General features: G+C 35.7%; 14 protein-coding genes. 7 read left to right on the forward strand and 7 right to left on the reverse strand.

Going from position 1 to position 16,470, the window contains the following annotated elements; all coding sequences use genetic code 11:
* The first annotated feature begins 67 nt into the window (after positions 1-67).
* Complete coding sequence (locus tag FW780_RS10190; RefSeq protein ID WP_149833480.1) at positions 68-520, forward strand: 2-hydroxyacyl-CoA dehydratase; 453 nt, start codon at positions 68-70, stop codon at positions 518-520.
* Positions 521-683: 163 nt separating this feature from the next.
* Here the strand turns inward: FW780_RS10190 and FW780_RS10195 are convergent, their stop codons facing one another.
* Positions 684-1,220, reverse strand: a complete 537-nt coding sequence (locus tag FW780_RS10195) for a gamma carbonic anhydrase family protein (protein ID WP_047378983.1) — start codon at positions 1,218-1,220, stop codon at positions 684-686.
* A gap of 166 nt (positions 1,221-1,386) precedes the next feature.
* Between FW780_RS10195 and FW780_RS10200 the strand changes: the two genes are divergently transcribed.
* From FW780_RS10200 to hemH, 3 genes are read left to right on the forward strand one after another with little or no spacing between them, the layout of a single operon-like run.
* Positions 1,387-2,265 carry a NifU family protein gene (locus tag FW780_RS10200; RefSeq protein ID WP_149833481.1) on the forward strand — a complete coding sequence of 293 codons (879 nt, stop codon included), beginning with the start codon at positions 1,387-1,389 and terminating at the stop codon, positions 2,263-2,265.
* A 12-nt stretch (positions 2,266-2,277) separates the two neighbouring features.
* A complete protein-coding gene (locus FW780_RS10205) occupies positions 2,278-2,805 on the forward strand; it encodes an NADPH-dependent FMN reductase (protein WP_149833482.1) in 528 nt (175 codons plus the stop codon).
* A 15-nt stretch (positions 2,806-2,820) separates the two neighbouring features.
* Positions 2,821-3,849: a ferrochelatase gene (gene hemH, locus FW780_RS10210; RefSeq protein ID WP_149833483.1), complete on the forward strand. Its 1,029-nt coding sequence runs from the start codon at positions 2,821-2,823 to the stop codon at positions 3,847-3,849.
* 81 nt (positions 3,850-3,930) lie between these two features.
* Here the strand turns inward: hemH and FW780_RS10215 are convergent, their stop codons facing one another.
* Positions 3,931-5,889, reverse strand: a complete 1,959-nt coding sequence (locus tag FW780_RS10215; RefSeq protein ID WP_149833484.1) for a M4 family metallopeptidase — start codon at positions 5,887-5,889, stop codon at positions 3,931-3,933.
* Between the two features lie 369 nt (positions 5,890-6,258).
* Positions 6,259-7,479: a type IX secretion system plug protein gene (locus FW780_RS10220; protein WP_149833485.1), complete on the reverse strand. Its 1,221-nt coding sequence runs from the start codon at positions 7,477-7,479 to the stop codon at positions 6,259-6,261.
* 69 nt (positions 7,480-7,548) lie between these two features.
* Here FW780_RS10220 and FW780_RS10225 point away from each other — a divergent pair, with 69 nt between their 5' ends.
* Complete coding sequence (locus FW780_RS10225) at positions 7,549-8,187, forward strand: MBL fold metallo-hydrolase (RefSeq protein ID WP_149833486.1); 639 nt, start codon at positions 7,549-7,551, stop codon at positions 8,185-8,187.
* A 137-nt stretch (positions 8,188-8,324) separates the two neighbouring features.
* Here FW780_RS10225 and FW780_RS10230 read toward each other — a convergent pair whose 3' ends face one another.
* Genes FW780_RS10230 through FW780_RS10240 form a run of 3 tightly spaced genes read right to left on the reverse strand, consistent with a single transcriptional unit; the run spans position 8,325 to position 13,490 of the window.
* Positions 8,325-10,754 (reverse strand): TonB-dependent receptor, encoded by a 2,430-nt coding sequence (locus tag FW780_RS10230; protein WP_149833487.1) that lies wholly within the window; start codon positions 10,752-10,754, stop codon positions 8,325-8,327.
* Positions 10,755-10,776: 22 nt separating this feature from the next.
* Positions 10,777-12,258 carry a trehalase family glycosidase gene (locus tag FW780_RS10235; RefSeq protein ID WP_149833488.1) on the reverse strand — a complete coding sequence of 494 codons (1,482 nt, stop codon included), beginning with the start codon at positions 12,256-12,258 and terminating at the stop codon, positions 10,777-10,779.
* A 2-nt stretch (positions 12,259-12,260) separates the two neighbouring features.
* Positions 12,261-13,490 (reverse strand): MFS transporter, encoded by a 1,230-nt coding sequence (locus FW780_RS10240; protein WP_149833489.1) that lies wholly within the window; start codon positions 13,488-13,490, stop codon positions 12,261-12,263.
* Positions 13,491-13,613: 123 nt separating this feature from the next.
* On the opposite strand from FW780_RS10240, the gene FW780_RS10245 reads away from it, so the two are divergent.
* Positions 13,614-14,519 carry an AraC family transcriptional regulator gene (locus FW780_RS10245; protein WP_149833490.1) on the forward strand — a complete coding sequence of 302 codons (906 nt, stop codon included), beginning with the start codon at positions 13,614-13,616 and terminating at the stop codon, positions 14,517-14,519.
* A gap of 300 nt (positions 14,520-14,819) precedes the next feature.
* On the opposite strand, the gene FW780_RS10250 is transcribed toward FW780_RS10245, so the two are convergent.
* Positions 14,820-15,374 carry a thioredoxin family protein gene (locus tag FW780_RS10250; protein ID WP_149833491.1) on the reverse strand — a complete coding sequence of 185 codons (555 nt, stop codon included), beginning with the start codon at positions 15,372-15,374 and terminating at the stop codon, positions 14,820-14,822.
* 312 nt (positions 15,375-15,686) lie between these two features.
* Between FW780_RS10250 and FW780_RS10255 the strand changes: the two genes are divergently transcribed.
* Entirely contained in the window at positions 15,687-16,283 is a 597-nt protein-coding gene (locus FW780_RS10255; RefSeq protein WP_034694942.1) for a TetR/AcrR family transcriptional regulator, read from the forward strand.
* Positions 16,284-16,470: the final 187 nt, after the last annotated feature.

The following is a 16,470-nucleotide window of genomic DNA, read 5'->3' on the forward strand; positions in this document are numbered from 1 at the left end:
GGAAATGAATTTGAATTTCTTACCTTGGCATAAGTTTTGAAAATTCTTAAAAAGAAAAAAGTTTATTGTGAAAAAAATATTCTTCCATTTCCCGGTGATAGTATTATGTACTACATTAACTCTTGTTTCCTGTAATACATCAAAAAACGCCAATACCAATCTTCCTGTTGATATCGCAGACAGACCTGCTGACGAAGACAGTCAGAAATATGAGCAGGCACAGCTCGATAGATTAAAAGCCTCTATTGAATCTGAAGTGTCCGGAGAAAAATGTACAGATGCCAGTGAATGGGCATTTGCTCCCATGGGGTCAAAATCCTGCGGCGGACCTCAGCTATATATTGCTTATCCAAAGAAAATAGAAACCGCTTTCCTACAGAGAGTGAATGATTATACGGATAAAGTAAAAGCTTTCAATGAAAAATATAATATCATGTCTGACTGTGTAATGATCACCCCTCCTACATCTTTGAAATGTATTCATGGAAAGATCAGACTGATCACACCAGACACTAACTAACAATAAAGCAAAGGTTCTATATCAAATCGAAAAAAGCTCTGTCTCAGGACGGAGCTTTTTATATTTATTATAAGGTTAATTTTGAATTTTGCTTCGCAAGTGAAATGTGAGCTTTCAAAATTGACAAGCGTAGCGAATTGACTATTCACTATTCACTTAATAGCTAGAATTGATGATCTTTTACATTTTCCTTATACCATGATGAGTATTTCACATAGTTATCAGCAATTCTGTTAACTTCTCCTTCTAATAGCTGAGCATTAATATCTTTGATCTTTTTCGCAGGAACGCCACCCCAGACTTCTCCGGATTTGATATGAGTACCCTGGGTTACTACAGAACCTGCTCCTACAATAGAATTTTCCTCCACCAGACAGTCATCCATTACAATAGCTCCCATCCCAATCAGTACATTATCTTTAATGGTACACCCGTGAACAATTGCATTATGTCCGATAGAAACATTATTTCCGATATTCAACGGATGTTTCTGATAGGTACAATGCAGCATTGCATTATCCTGAACATTTACTTTGTCACCCATTTTTATATAATGAACATCGCCTCTGATCACAGCATTATACCAAACGCTGCAGTCTCTTCCCATTGTAACATCACCAATAATAGTAGCGGTTTCTGCTAAAAAAGTGTTCTCTCCGATCTGTGGTGCTTTTCCTAAAAGTTCTTTTATAAGTGCCATAATATTAATTTGAAAATTTGAAAATATGCCCAATTGAGATAATGATCTTCTGCCCTATAATCTCTGGTATCTAAGTTCTAAATTACAGCGATAGCAAAAATCTAACTCTCAATTTTCAGCTTCTAACTTCTAATGCGTATTTTTGTATCTCAAATTTAACGAAAAAATGCGTACCGTACTTATAGAACCAACCGAAAACCCGAAAGTAATGAAATTTGTTGCAGATTACAATCTCATTCCCGGGTCTTTAGAGTTGGACAGAACTTCAGATATTTCAGAAATTCCTTTGGCTCAAGAGCTTTTCAATTATCCGTTTGTAGAAAGAATTTTCATAACGGCTAATTTTGTAGCTGTGGCAAAACAGGATACCATAGAATGGGAACATGTAGCTGAAAGTCTGAAAAATGTGATTGAGGATGAATTATTGGCCAACCCAAGAATTTATCTTCAGAAGAAAAAAGAAATGTATCAGATCTATGCTGAAATGACTCCTAATCCTAATGTAATGAAATTTGTTTCAAACAAATTACTGATGGATGGTTTTGTGGAAGTAAAATCAAGTGAAGCTGCTGAGGAAGTTCCTTTGGCACAGGCTATCTTTAAAGAGTTTGAATTCACAAAAGAAGTTTTCATTTCTGATAATTTTGTAGCTGTTACCAGAGACAATTCTGTAGAATGGCATCAGGTAATGATGACTGTTCGTGCGCTTATTGCCGACTATCTTCAAAATGGAGGCGAGATTTCTAAAATAGAACCTCAGAAACACGAAAACCCTGTTGAAAAGATCATCAACAGAGATTACACGGAAGATGAGCAGAAAATTTCTGACATTTTAAATGAATATGTGGCTCCTGCAGTAGAAAATGATGGCGGAAAGATTTCCTTGATGGAATATGACCAGGAGAGCAAAACTGCAAAAATGCTTTTACAGGGCGCTTGTTCAGGCTGCCCAAGTTCTACGGCTACTTTGAAAAACGGAATTGAAAATATTTTAAAGCAATTCGTTCCGGATCTAGTAGAAAAAGTAGAAGCGGTAAACGGATAATCGAGTTTAAAAATGCCTTCCCAAAAGAAAATTTTAGTTATTATTGGAAGTGCTTCGGAGAATTCCAGCAACCAGAAACTGATGGAACAGGTTTTGGCAAAAATGGAAAATACAGATTTTCAGATGTATGATAATCTTTCTGTTCTTCCCCATTTTGATACTGCAATAACGGATGAGAATATTCCGGATGAGGTTCTGAAGATCAGAGAGGATATTAAAAACTCGAAAGGTGTTATATTTTCCACTCCGGAATATATTTTCAGTATTCCCGGAAGATTAAAAAACATGTTGGAATGGTGTGTTTCCACAACGGTCTTTTCTGAAAAACCCGTTGCAGTGATCACCGCATCAGCCAGTGGAGAAAAGGGACATGAAGAATTATTAATGATTCTAAAGACTCTTGGAGCGGTAACGAATGATAAACATCAGACATTAATAAAGGGAATAAAAGGCAAATTTGACAGCAATGGCTTACTGGAAAGTAATACCTTTGCTAAAGTATCAAAATTAGTAGCAGATTTTACAACATCTGTTTCATAATTAAAAAATAGAATATTGAATAATAAAGGAATTTTACTGGTCAACCTCGGATCACCGAGATCAACATCCGTAAACGATGTAAAGGAATATCTTGATGAATTTTTGATGGATGAAAGAGTAATCGATTACCGTTGGATCTTCCGTGCCCTTCTTGTACAGGGAATCATCCTGAAAACAAGACCTGCCAAATCTGCTGAAGCTTATAAAACCGTTTGGACAGATGAAGGTTCTCCTTTGATTGTCATCACTGAAAAAATTCAGAAAAAGCTTCAAAAACTGGTAGATGTTCCTGTGGAAATAGGAATGAGATATGCACAACCCAGCATTGAAACCGGCATTCAGAAACTGGTAGATCAAGGAGTTACGGAAATTGTTCTTTTTCCTTTATATCCTCAATATGCGATGAGTACTACCGAAACGGTGATTGAAAAGGCGGAAGAGGTAAGAAAAAAGAAGTTTCCAAAGGTAAAAATCAATTATATCCAGCCTTTCTATAACAGGGATATTTATATTAACTGTCTGGCAGAAAGTATCAAAGAAAAACTTCCTGAAAATTTTGATGCCCTTCAGTTTTCGTATCATGGGGTTCCGGAAAGACATATTTATAAAACAGATCCTACCAAGACTTGTAATCTTAATGACTGCTGCTCCAGAGAAGATAATCCTAGTCATCAATTTTGTTATCGTCATCAATGTTATGCAACGACACAGCGTGTTATTGAAAAACTAGATTTACCAAAAGAAAAAACAATTGTTTCTTTCCAGTCAAGATTAGGAAAAGACAAATGGATTGAACCTTACACGGATGAAACACTGGAAACAATTGGTAAAAAAGGAATAAAAAATCTGGCTATAGTCTGTCCGGCATTCGTTTCTGACTGTCTTGAAACTTTGGAAGAAATTTCTGTAGAAGGTAAAGAACAGTTTATGCACGGAGGAGGAGAAAATTTCCATTATATTCCATGTCTGAATGATGAAGACCGATGGATTGATGTAGTAAAAATACTTTGTGAAGAAAAACTGAATGATTTCTATCTGGTATAATTCACTTTACTCAAAATATACAAAAGGCTGTAAGAATTAACTTACAGCCTTTTTGTTGAATATATTAAAATTTGATTTGGTCTATTTTTTAATAAGGTTTCCTGCTTTTTGGCCGTTTACCGTTACAATATATACTCCAGGAAGCATATTGGAAGGAAGCTGAATGTTCAGTTTATTTGCACCTTCTGTAATTTCAACTTTTTCAGAAATTTCCTTCTTACCTGTAAGACTTACCACTTCTACAATTCCTTTTCCGGCTTTACCTTCAAAGTTTACAGTAAATCTGTCAGTTGCAGGGTTTGGACTGATGGTATAAGCTGAGACATTTGAAGTTGCTGCAACAAGTCCTGCTGCGGAAGTTCCTCCTCCTACACCTACTGCATTCCATGCATTGGTAACTTGTGTCACTTCATTGCTTCCGGCTCCGTATAGATCTGCTGCTGCCTGAAGAGAATAGGTTCTTGTGTTGGCATAGTTGGATGATGAAGTCAGGTAAGTAGTTAATGTTCTGTATGCAATAGCACCTGCCTTATCCAGTCCGATTCCGGAAACATTATAAGCGAAACCATTATCATTCGTCCCTGAACCTCCTGTTACCAATAAATAATACCAGAAATTAAGGACTCCTGAATTGGTATGAACTCCACAATAATCATTGGTAGTCTGTCCAGGTACTGCACACCCTGTAGTAGTAGCATCTTTCCAGTATGTACCTTTATAAGTATCCGGCTGGCGATAAGCATTAGGGTTTGCCATATCTCTGATGACATAATTAAAATCTTCTCCCAATGTCCAGCTTGCTTTTGTAGGTCTTGCCCAACGTTCTATTGAGTTTCCGAAAATATCAGAAAAACCTTCGTTTAATGCTCCCGGTTCTCTCTGATACACAAGATTCGCTGTTTTGGAAGTAAGCCCATGGGTAATTTCGTGCCCGCAGACATCTATCGCTGTTAAAGGCTTACCACCATTGGTTGTAGAGCTTCCGTCACCGTAAAGCATTCTTGAGCCATCCCAATATGCATTGAAGATATTATTTCCATAGTGAACATATGATTTGATGGTAAAGTTATTATTGTCAATACTTTTTCTTCCGTATTTTGTATAGTAATAATCCAAAGTCTTTTCTGCTCCCCAATGGGCGTCTGTAGCATATTGATCTTTATTGGTATTTACGTTATTCCAGGCATTATCTGCATCTGTAAAATCTACAGCAGATGCGAAATTGGTTGTTTTCTTAAGATTATAGGTTTCTACAGATGTTCCTGCATTTCTTCCTGTTTCTCTCAGTCTGTAACTTCCGTTATAAGAATCAGTCACTATATTTTGGCTTCCACTGTAAACAGTTGTAGCTGTTCCCGGAGTATTTACTTCATGAATAATTGCATCTACTCCTAGCACTTTTCCGTTTTTAGCATCTACAAAAACAAATTGTCTGCTTAATGGTTTGTCTGCGTAAATATCAAATTTATAAGCGAGTGTTAAATCATTCATTTTTTCATCCGTAGGATCTGAATAATACACTAATTCACCTTTAGGAGCAAAGCTTGCATTGGCATCATTGGAATCTCTTTTGATAAAATCTTCCTCTTCTTTGTTCTGCCATTTGTAGGATTCTGCCCCCACGAATGATAAAGCACTCTGCAGAGCGATGCTTTCAGAAATATTAGCTTTCTTTTCAGCTCCTTTTGGAATAGTAAGAACCCATTTTCCTGACTGTCCTACAATTTTGCCTCCTTTTGTCTGTACGGCCATCATCCCGTATTCTACCGGAATTCCATTTACAGTTTGTTGAAATCTGTGAGTTTCAAAACCTAAAGCATCTCTTTCCAGTCCCAACTTGAGCCCTTGTCCTTGAGAAAGTCTCTCTGTAGCTTCGTCAAATAAAACCGGGCTTCCCTGAAAAGCAGGTGCATTTTTTTCAAATCGCATAAAGTCTGCGTGTAATCCGCTTTTACCTGGAATTAATTTGGATGGTGTGTTTTGTGCAAAAACAAAAGAGCAGGCAGCAACACTTGCCACTAAGATAAATTTCGTTTTCATAATAATATTTGGTTGATTGTGAAGACGAATTTATAAACTTTTCGCAATAAAACAAGATTTTAAGTATTAAAAACTCAATTGATTTTATAAATCAATAAATAAAACACAATAATGATTTTAAAACAAAGAAAATTATTTAAAGATAATTTTATCGTAATAAAGATTTTACATGAATATATTTAACAAAAATCAAAATTTTGTGAATTATTTTTTTTCACTATGCGGTGCATTATAATTAAAAAAATTATAGTACCTGATATCTGGCAGTATAATATTTTTCAATATGAATAAAAAAAACAGGACTATCTTAATAGACAGTCCTGTTTTAAATGTATAATTTTTATGTATTAATTAATACTTAATCATTGCTTAACGCTTATTGGCAATCGGAGTTCTGAATTCACCATATCCCATCAAACCATCATAATTTCTTCCGAAAGGTGCATAATAAAGAAATGCCTGATACAGGTTTTCCGTCTGCCAGAAATTACCGTTTACCTCACCGAAATTCAATGCTCCATTTCCTTCTTTAGTCACTAAAACGTAATTATAAAAACCTTGCTTCAGGAATATTTTAGCCACATATTGTTTAGTAGCAGCATCATACTGCATCTGATTTTCTTTACTGGGTTTAAAATTATTAAAACCACCCAAAACATAAATCTCTTTATCTACCGGATCCGACTCCAGATAAAAATGTACCCATGAATAGTCAGCTTCTCTTTCTGCATCCCTTTCTCTTCCTAAATCATTTCTTCTGTAATACCATGCTCCATTGACGTCCGGCTGATATTGATAATTTAAAGGAAACGCCCAAACCGGATGAAGATAGGTCTGGTTGACATCTTCTTTTATTTCGGTAGCACGCACCATATCCGCGGCCATATTCATATTTTTATTATCGAAATAATAAAATTCATTGTCTCCCGGAAAGGTAAGGTTCATCTGCTGGAAAAGTACCTGATTTCCTAAAACACTGCTTGGCTTAAGATTAGAAATAACCATGTTCGGGTTATTATTCTGCATCACATTCATCGTGATTGAATTGACATTGGAAGAAATATCTCCTCCTTTCGGAGAAACGTTCACTTCTACCCTTTGGTTAAGGTTTGGATTTTTTGCATCTGCAAACCTTGAAATATTTAGCCCTACAGAGGTTGCATCTTCTACCAGATAAAATCTTTTTTTGAAAAGAGGCTGAACTGCAGAATCTTTGTAAACAATAAGCTCATAGTTCCCTGAAATTTTCAACTGGATCTTATCATTCGGAAAAACCAGTTTATAGTGGGTATAAGCCTGTAAAGTGTTGAAAGAATACTGAAACTGATCCAGAAGCGCATTCATACTTCCGGTAGCAAATTCTGTAAAAAACAGATTATCATCGTTCCAGTTTCTGTCATAATGTTTGAATGTGTATCTATAGATCTGACTGCCGTTTGTAAGATCATCAAAGCCCAGAACCAACTGTTCACCTATCTTGATTACCGGCGTTTCATCATTGGTCTGAGGATTGAACAGCTGAACACTTTGGATATTTTGTCCAAAAACCAGTCCGCTCAAAGTAAGTAAGAGTATTCGCAAAGTTTTCATTATGACGAAGATAACGAAAAATAGTCATTTTCTTAATAATATCGTATTTTTGAATAAAAATATTCAGATATGCTTCAGATTCAAGGTTTCGTATTCAATTTTGCGAGCGAAAATACTTACATCATTTACAACGAGAATAAAAATGCTTGGTTAATTGATCCGGGAAATATAAAAGGGCAGGAAACTCAGGCTATTGAAAATTTCATTACAGAAAACGGACTGAAAATTCAGAAAATTCTTCTTACCCACGCCCATATTGATCATGTATTGGGACTTCAATGGGCCTTTGATACGTTTAAAGTACCTGTAACGATGCATCAGGAGGATCAGGAAGTTCTGGATATGCTTCAGGCAAGCGGAATGAGATTCGGAATGCAGATAGATCCTGTAAAAGTAGATGTGGAATATATAAAGGAAGGGGATGAACTGGATCTGGATGGTGAAAAGTTTAAGATTTATCATGTTCCGGGACATTCTCCGGGAAGTGTAGTTTATCACCATAAAAATCAGAAATTCATGATTTCAGGAGATGTCCTTTTTGAAGGTAGTATCGGAAGAACAGATTTATATAAAGGTAATTACGAACAGTTGATTGATGGGATCAAAGCCAAACTTTTCATTTTAGATCATGATACTCAGGTTTTTTCAGGACATGGAAATCCTACCTCGATTGGTTTTGAGAAGCAGTATAATCCGTTTTTGAAGTAAGAGAGTTTGAGAATCGGAGAGTTTGGGAGTGCTGTTCATGTTTGGATTCAAAATGAGCCCTCTTAACATATGACACAATATAAAAATACAAAACCGTCAGTATATCCGACGGTTTTGTTGTTATAAAGAAATAGAGTTTAGAAATCCAAAGTAATTGACGCTCTGGCGGCAGCTCCCATAATAGGTCTGGCCATGATGATTCCATCTCCATTAGGCGATCCTGCTCTAGGGTCTCCTTCTGTAATTCCTATTGTATTAAAGATATTGGTTCCATCTACTGCAAAACGTATTTTTCCAAGTTGGTAAGACATTCCTGCTCCAAACTCTGTGAAAGAAGGTAAAGTCTGTACATTCTTCTCATCCTGGAAACGCTTTCCATAATAATTCATGCTTACATAAGCTCTCCATGATTTTGTAATATTAACTGCCGGTGAAATATTAAAATAAAATTTCGGCATTCTTCTTACTACATTGCCTTCAAGAACACTTCCGGCTTCAAGGTTTTTATATTTAGGACTCTGAATGGTTCCATTGAATGTTACCTCTAAAATATTATTGAATAAACGGGCGTAACCTTCCAGCTCAACTCCATAGTTTTCTGTATTGGCAAAGGTATTTTCGGATTTACCATCAGAGAAGATATCTGTAAATGACAGGTTCTTGAGGGTAGAATAGAACGGAATTACTGCTACATCAAAAGTACGTGAGTAATATTTATACCCTACTTCCAGCTGATTGGTTGTTACTGATTTTAAAGGTTTATCAGGGTTCGGATTGGAGAAATAGTTGTAATACGCTTCTTCATTTGGTGATCTGAAACCATTGGAAAAACGGGCATATACTGCATTCTCTCTATTGATTTTATAATTGGCAGCTAATGTGAAAGATACCTTATCTACATTATAATTCCAATAAGTATATTTATTTCCGAGTACACTCATATTATCATCCGCTGTAGTCGTGTTGAAACCATGAGTTCCATCAGTGGTCAGCCCTGAATTATTTAAATTGGAAGAGGTTGTATTGGCAAAATTCCCTTTATAATAATCATGGCTGTAGCGAAGACCTCCGTTCACGCTTAAAGCATCAGTGATATTATAATCAAGGTTTACATAAAGATCATTTAAACTTCCCTGAGTTTGAGTATCTCTCTGTAAAAATGTCATATTGGTAACTCCGTTATAGGTTTTGGAATATCCGGTATCTGATGGACTAAGAGAAGTGTCTACAAGATTCAGTAACTCTGGTCTGTCCGTAGCTGTAGTCAGAATATTACTCCAATTCCAGTATTGATGGGACTTCCAGTTAGATTTATAAAAACCTGCCGTAACATTTCCCTGATCAAATTTATAATTGAATTGCAGATCATTAACAAAGTTATTCATCTGCTTATCAATTGCCCAGAATCCTAATTTTTGTACATACTCAGGATTCACAATAGCTCCATTGCTTACCAATGAATATTGGTAATTGTTTCCGTTAATTCCGTTGCTTTTAGCAAATTCTTCCCTCGTCTGTGGGCCTCCTGCCGGAAAAATCCCAGTATAATTCATGTTGATATTAGTGTATCTGGTTTTGTTTAAAACACTGAAATTATTTCCAAGATCATATTTAAACTCAGCTCCCAGTACGTCTACTTTAGGATGAATTCCGTCTTCAAGATTTCTGTTAAAAAAACCTCCTCCAGCTTGTGGAATATTCAGCTGGCTGATTGCCCTGTAACTGTATGTTCCATAATTAGGATCAAAATTCTGGAATCCTTTCAGCTTGTTGCCGTTTTGTACCAAAGGAATAGGAAGGAAGAATGTATTTCTGTCATCCAGTTTTTTGTAATATACTTTTACATAGCCTTTATCAAAGACGTATTTCAGATTCATCCTGATTTGCCCGCCATTATTGGCTTTGAAACCTGTTTTTCTGATCCCGTCATCTGTTCTGTAAAAACCACCTACATTGAAAAACAATTTATCCTGAACCAAAGCTCCACCCACATTCACGTCAGTACGCATCAATCCATAAGTACTTGTTTCCAGCTTTGCTGTACCTCTGAAGTCATTAGTTCCTTCTCTGGTAATAAAGTTGATCAAACCGCCAGGTGAATTGGTGGCAAAAATAGATCCCGATCCTCCTCTCAAAGCTTCCATACGGTTTACCGAATTATCTACACGGAAAAAATTATCCGCATTGGCAAACTGAAGGGCGCCATCTTCAAAAACCGGAAGACCATCTTCCTGTACCTGTACAAACTCGTAAGCTCCTGCAGAAGGAATCCCTCTTGCAAAAAGGTTGTTTCCTACTTCACCTCCTGAGGTTTCTACCGCAAATCCGGGAACTCTTTGTAATAAAGCAGCTGCACTAATAGGATTTTGCTTCTGAATTTCTTTGGAACTGAATGTGGAAATCGCTGTACTGGATTCTATTTTTTTCTTTGGATTTGAATTTCCTGTGATGACAATCTGATCGATAGAGGAAATTTTTGCAGAATCCTGCGGAGTTTCCTGGGCATAAGCATTATTAAAGTATAACGTAGCTGTTGCGGCGATTAAAAAGATTGATTTTTTTTTCATAGCCTTATTTTTATTGTTAGTTTCAGTTTTGTTGTAATTGTAAATACACTCCATTGGTCCAACCGAATCCATCCTGATTAGGGTATTCCCCGCCGCCTGCTATTGTTTCTGTGTCTAATGCATTGTATTTTTCCATTAGTTTTCCGGTATTCTTGTAGACTCTTTCTACATTGGAACACCAATTATTTTTTATCTTCTCTGCCAGTTCATCAAAACCATAATTTTTCATTGCTTTGAAGCCCAGCCACTGATAAGGAGCCCATGCATTGGGAAGGTCCCACTGCTGACCTGAGTTTTTAGTGGTGGTAACCAACCCACCTTTATAAAGAAATTTTTCGGCTATAACTTTAGCAATAGCTTCCGCTTGTTCCTGATCTGCAATTCCAAGGAATAAAGGGTAAAGAGCAGCAATATGTTCAGACGGTGTTTTTGTGTTTTTTTTAATGTGATAATCTTTATAATTGTTAGTATTTCTATCCCAGAAATATTTATTGATCATCTGTCTTCGGCTTGCTGCTCTTTCTGAAAAATAATTTTCTTTTTCACTCAGATTCTGAAGCGCTGAAGATTTTGCCAAAGTCATTTCCAGATGCCACAAAAGGCAGTTTAGGTCTACTTGTGCAAGATTCAGTGTTTCTATCGTCTGTATATTTTCTCCGTCTGCGAACCATCTGCTGGAAAAATCCCAGCCTGACTCACAGGCACTTCTTATATTTCTGTAAAATTCATCTCCTGAAGTTTTTTCATGATCTTCAATGTCGATCAGATAACTTTCAGGACGTGGTGCATTTTCTGCATCGTAGTAACGGTTCAGAATATCTCCGTCTTTTGTTTTAATCACTCTTTTTACACTGGAATTATTTTCCAGCCATTCTTCACCATTCATCCAGAAAGCATATTCTTTTTCCAGAGTATCGTGATATTTTGTATAAATTCCTTCATCACTCGTTGTTTCAAAAAGAAGATCCAGCATTAATGAAAAATAAGGAGGCTGCGATCTGCTCAGGAAATGAGTTCTGCTGGCATTGGGAACAAACCCTACGTTTTGAATCAGATAAGAACAGTTTTCAATAATATTTTCCATCATTTCAATTCTGCCGGAAGCTTTTAACCCCAGCATAATAAAATAGCTGTCCCAATAGAAAAATTCATTAAAACGTCCTCCAGGAACGATATAAGGTTTCGGTAATTTTAAAAGCGTTCCTTTTTCTTCATAAGCTGTACGGGTCAGTTCATCCCATAATTTTTCAATATGTTCTTTAATAGGAAGATGATCTTCTCTCTGAACGGAAACTCTGGCCCCTAAAAAGTCAAAATGATTCATCACAAAATCTTTCAGATCAAAACCTTTAGTATTTTTTGATTTTTCATAATCCTCATTAATCTTTTCAATAGGAAATAAAGGAACTGCATCCGTCATCATTTTCTGATCTTCAAAAATTGCAGATCTCTGTACCTCATCAAAAAGAGTTTGAATTTCGTTTATGTAAAGCTGATTACTCATTTTTATTTTTTAGGATTAATTTTTAATTTATTCATGAAAACCGCCGAAGTGATCAGTAATGAAAGCGGAATGAGGGAAAGATAAAATGCCTGCTGCCCGCTGAATTCCTGAAACACAAAACCGGTAATAATAGATCCGATAGTTCCTCCGATTGCCGAGAAAACAACAATTAACCCTGACATCGCACTGTGTAAATATTTGGGGATTGATGCCAGAATTACAGAATTGATGCTTGGATAAATGGGTGCCAGCAAACCTCCCATTAATGGGAATAAATAGACAACCAAAGGTGCATTCAGCCAATTTGTATTTGTATCAATATGAATATTATGAGTCAATGGTAAAACCAGCAGTAAGCTGATGGCAAAACCTACCACACAAAAAGAAACTACATAGATCCAGTTGAATTTCTTTGAAAAGAATCCCGACAAAAATCTTCCCAGCGCAAAAGCTCCCGCCAAAACAGCTCCCGCCTGAATACTCATTGAGGTAGGTACTTTTAAGATTTCTTTATAAAAAGTGGGTGTCCATGTCTGAAAACTCTGCTCTACCAGTACAAAAAGAAAAGCACATAATAAAAAGAACAATACTTTTTTATAACTGAATAAGCTGGCACTATTCCTTAAATCTCCCAACAAGTCTGTTTTCTCACTTTTAGCTTCCTGCTCATTCAGTTTTGAAAAGAACAGGAATAAAAAAGATAAAGTGGATAGTCCTCCCAGAACCCAATAGACATTCAGCCATCGCGTAGATTCCGGATTGTGATCATCAATATATAAACTGAATAATACATTTCCTGCCAATACGCCAATCATGAAAAACCCTTCCAGAAATCCCATAAAACTGGAATGTTCCTTATCTGTTTCTGTCACCAACCCAATAGATGTAAAAACTGAAATTTTAATTAAAGCAAAGGAAACTCCTACTGTTGCAAATAATAATTTAAAAACCCAAAAGGTATTGCTAAACGGCATTACAAAACACATACAGCTTACCAGAAATAAAGCAATCAACATTGATTTTTTGATTCCTATTTTGGGAAGAAATGATGCCAGAATGAATGAGCAAATGGCGATAGGAAGATCTTTGAATCCTTCCAAAACACTGGCCGCAGATTTTGAAATCCCAAAATTCTGCTGTACCTGTAGAATGACTGTTCCTACAGAATTCAGAAGAATGGCGAAGACAAAATAATTTAAAAATAAAACGGCCTTGATGTTAATATTTTTCATTCAGGTTATTTCTTGTCGGCTAAGATAGAAGCATTTGTGTTAACGATAATTTAACACAGTAAATCAATATTTGAACTATATTAATATAATTAGTATTTTTAGTAATTAAATATGATTAATTAAATGAAAGTTACTTTTGAAAGGGTAATCCCTAATGAAAAGAGTTCATTTCGCACGATTCATAATAACTCTCCTATTTCAGAATTCAAATGGGAGTATCATTATCATCCCGAAATTGAGCTGGTGTGTGTCATTTCCGGGAACGGAACCCGCCATGTAGGCTATCATAAAAGTAATTATACCAACGGAGATCTGGTATTAATCGGGTCCAACATTCCTCATTCCGGATTTGGGCTTAATTCTATTGATCCGCACGAAGAAATTGTACTTCAGTTCAAGGAAGAAATTCTGCAATTTCCCCAACAAGAAGTAGAAGCCAGATCGATCAAAAACCTGCTGGAACTTTCAAAATACGGGATTCATTTTCATCATAAAGTTAAAAAAGTAATGCTTCCCAAACTGAAACTTATGCTGGAATGTGAAGGTTATAAAAGATATTTGCTGTTACTTGAAATTCTTTTTGAGCTTTCAAAATGTGAAGATTATGATCTTCTGAACAAAGAAATCATGCCTTATACCATTATTTCAAAAAACAAAACACGTCTTGAAAATATCTTCACCTATGTAGAACATCACTATGACAAGGAAATTGAAATTGAAGAAGTCGCAAGACTCGCTAACCTGACTTTACCAGCTTTCTGTAATTTCTTTAAAAAAGCTACTCAGATTACGTTTACAGAATTTGTCAATAGATACAGAATCAATAAGGCGTGTCTGCTGATGGCACAGGATAAGTCTATTTCAGAATGCAGCTATCATTGCGGGTTCAATAATGTGACCTATTTCAATAGAATGTTTAAAAAATATACAGGGAAAACGCCTTCGGAATTTATAAAGAATTATTCTCACAATAAAGTCAATGTAGATTTGAAGGTTGAAAATGAGACTAAAGCTAAGGTAAGTTTTTAATAAAAACTATACTGAGACTCCTACGGAGTGACAAGTTGTGTGGATAGACCATATCTTGTATTTGTCATTCCGTAGGAATCCAGATTTCTTAGTTATAAAAACTTTTTGAGGTTTACAATAAAAAAGCTACGCTGAGACTCCTACGGAGTGACAAAGTGGATGAAGAAATATGCTATGAATTAAACATCTTCCAAATCCACGAAGGAAAGACTAAATCTATAAAGAAACAAAAAAAGCCACCCTAAAAAGAGCAGCTTTATATTATAATGAACAAGCAACTAAATAACTAGCAACCTGTAATTATTTCCACTTAATATTACATCCCATGCTTGGTCTTTGAATTTCTTCCTGAGCTTCTCCGGCCAAAAGATTTTCAAAAGCAATAATAAGATCTTCACCTGTTACATCTTTATTGTTTCCCGGTCTTGAATCATCCATCTGACCTCTGTACACAAGATCCAGCTTATCATCAAAGAAATAAAAATCCGGTGTACAAGCCGCATCGTAAGCTTTAGCTACTGCCTGGCTTTCATCAAATAAATAAGGGAAATCAAAATTTCTTTCAATCTGAAATTCGATCATTTTCTCAGGAGAATCTGCCGGGTATTTTTCAATATCATTAGCATTAATGGCGATAAATTCTATTCCTCGCTCATTATAATCTTCATATAATTCGTTGATCTTATCAATCACATGAAGAACAAACGGACAGTGGTTGCACATAAAGATCACCAAAGTACCATTTTCTCCTTTCAGTTCTTCCAAAGACTGAAGTTCATTTGTTTTTGACGGGTTAGGAAGTTCAAAAAACGGGGCCTTTGTTCCTAATGCCAGCATATTTGATGGAGTATTCATATCCTTTTTTCTTTACCGGCAAAGATAGATATTTCTTTTATTAATTAGGAAGAAGACCTTTCTATTTTAACTTTAGTAAGGAAGATTGAAGCTTGAGGAGGGAAGATTGTAAGGTCTCAAAAATAGTTATAGTCAAATTCTATTAATAGTTTTTTTACACCCAAAATCAACTTCCAGCCCCCATTCTTCCAACTTTCAGCCTATTGATTAAAATCTTCTATAAACCATCTTTTGAATTTAAATGTATAATATCCTTTGGAAGTTATATTAAAAAGTTTGTAGTTTTGCTAACGCTGTTAGTAAATAAATATCATGGGTCTACATGAACGCCGTCAACGAGAAAAAGAATCCATCCGTGCAAATATTTTGCAGGCTGCTTTTACTTTGGCTAAAACGGAAGGCTGGGGTTCACTGTCTATGCGTAAAATAGCTGATGCTATTGAGTATAGTGCGCCTGTAGTATATGATTATTTTGAAAATAAAGAAGCTATTCTATTTGAAATTTCTTTAGATGGCTTTCATAAGTTACACATAGAATTATTAAAAGCTCAGCAAAAACATGACACTCCGGAAGAGCAGCTTGTTGCTATTGTGGATGCCTACTGGAACTTTGCTTTTAAAAACAAGGAATATTACCAGCTTATGTTTGGTCTTGGAATGCAATGCTGTGGAAAAGGGCAGATGAAAAAAGAATTCTCATCATTCCAGGAACTGATCTATGAATGTACCTATGAGATTATTAAGAAAAACGGATCCAATCCGGACAATGCCTGTCATATGTCTCACGCTCTGTTTTCTGCCGTTCACGGAATGATCTCTATTATGATGATGCGTACTGCTGATATCCCTTCCACAATGAACAAGACAACATTGGACGAAACTGTTTCGGCTTTTATTAAGTCTTTATAAAATTTTTTTGAATTTAAAATTAACACCGTTAGGAAACTTAACATCGAATTAACTTAGTTTATTCTGTAATTCCTGATTAAAAATAAACCCATTTATGAAGCAATTCATAGTATTCAGTTGTTAAAAATAGTCATTTTTTGCTTATTAATTAACACTGTTAGTAAAATTAACGCACCTTACACCATCA

Source organism: Chryseobacterium sediminis (assembly GCF_008386505.1).
GTDB classification, from domain to species: domain Bacteria; phylum Bacteroidota; class Bacteroidia; order Flavobacteriales; family Weeksellaceae; genus Chryseobacterium; species Chryseobacterium sediminis.

What these genes read in the sequence shown, in the direction of transcription:
- FW780_RS10245 (WP_149833490.1), top strand. Translation starts at nt 13,614, where the DNA reads ATGAAAGTTACTTTTGAAAGGGTAATCCCTAATGAAAAGAGTTCATTT.
- FW780_RS10215 (WP_149833484.1), bottom strand. Translation starts at nt 5,889, where the DNA reads ATGAAAACGAAATTTATCTTAGTGGCAAGTGTTGCTGCCTGCTCTTTT.
- FW780_RS10255 (WP_034694942.1), top strand. Translation starts at nt 15,687, where the DNA reads ATGGGTCTACATGAACGCCGTCAACGAGAAAAAGAATCCATCCGTGCA.
- FW780_RS10205 (WP_149833482.1), top strand. Translation starts at nt 2,278, where the DNA reads ATGCCTTCCCAAAAGAAAATTTTAGTTATTATTGGAAGTGCTTCGGAG.
- FW780_RS10250 (WP_149833491.1), bottom strand. Translation starts at nt 15,374, where the DNA reads ATGAATACTCCATCAAATATGCTGGCATTAGGAACAAAGGCCCCGTTT.
- FW780_RS10220 (WP_149833485.1), bottom strand. Translation starts at nt 7,479, where the DNA reads ATGAAAACTTTGCGAATACTCTTACTTACTTTGAGCGGACTGGTTTTT.
- FW780_RS10200 (WP_149833481.1), top strand. Translation starts at nt 1,387, where the DNA reads ATGCGTACCGTACTTATAGAACCAACCGAAAACCCGAAAGTAATGAAA.
- FW780_RS10240 (WP_149833489.1), bottom strand. Translation starts at nt 13,490, where the DNA reads ATGAAAAATATTAACATCAAGGCCGTTTTATTTTTAAATTATTTTGTC.
- FW780_RS10235 (WP_149833488.1), bottom strand. Translation starts at nt 12,258, where the DNA reads ATGAGTAATCAGCTTTACATAAACGAAATTCAAACTCTTTTTGATGAG.
- FW780_RS10195 (WP_047378983.1), bottom strand. Translation starts at nt 1,220, where the DNA reads ATGGCACTTATAAAAGAACTTTTAGGAAAAGCACCACAGATCGGAGAG.
- FW780_RS10225 (WP_149833486.1), top strand. Translation starts at nt 7,549, where the DNA reads ATGCTTCAGATTCAAGGTTTCGTATTCAATTTTGCGAGCGAAAATACT.
- FW780_RS10230 (WP_149833487.1), bottom strand. Translation starts at nt 10,754, where the DNA reads ATGAAAAAAAAATCAATCTTTTTAATCGCCGCAACAGCTACGTTATAC.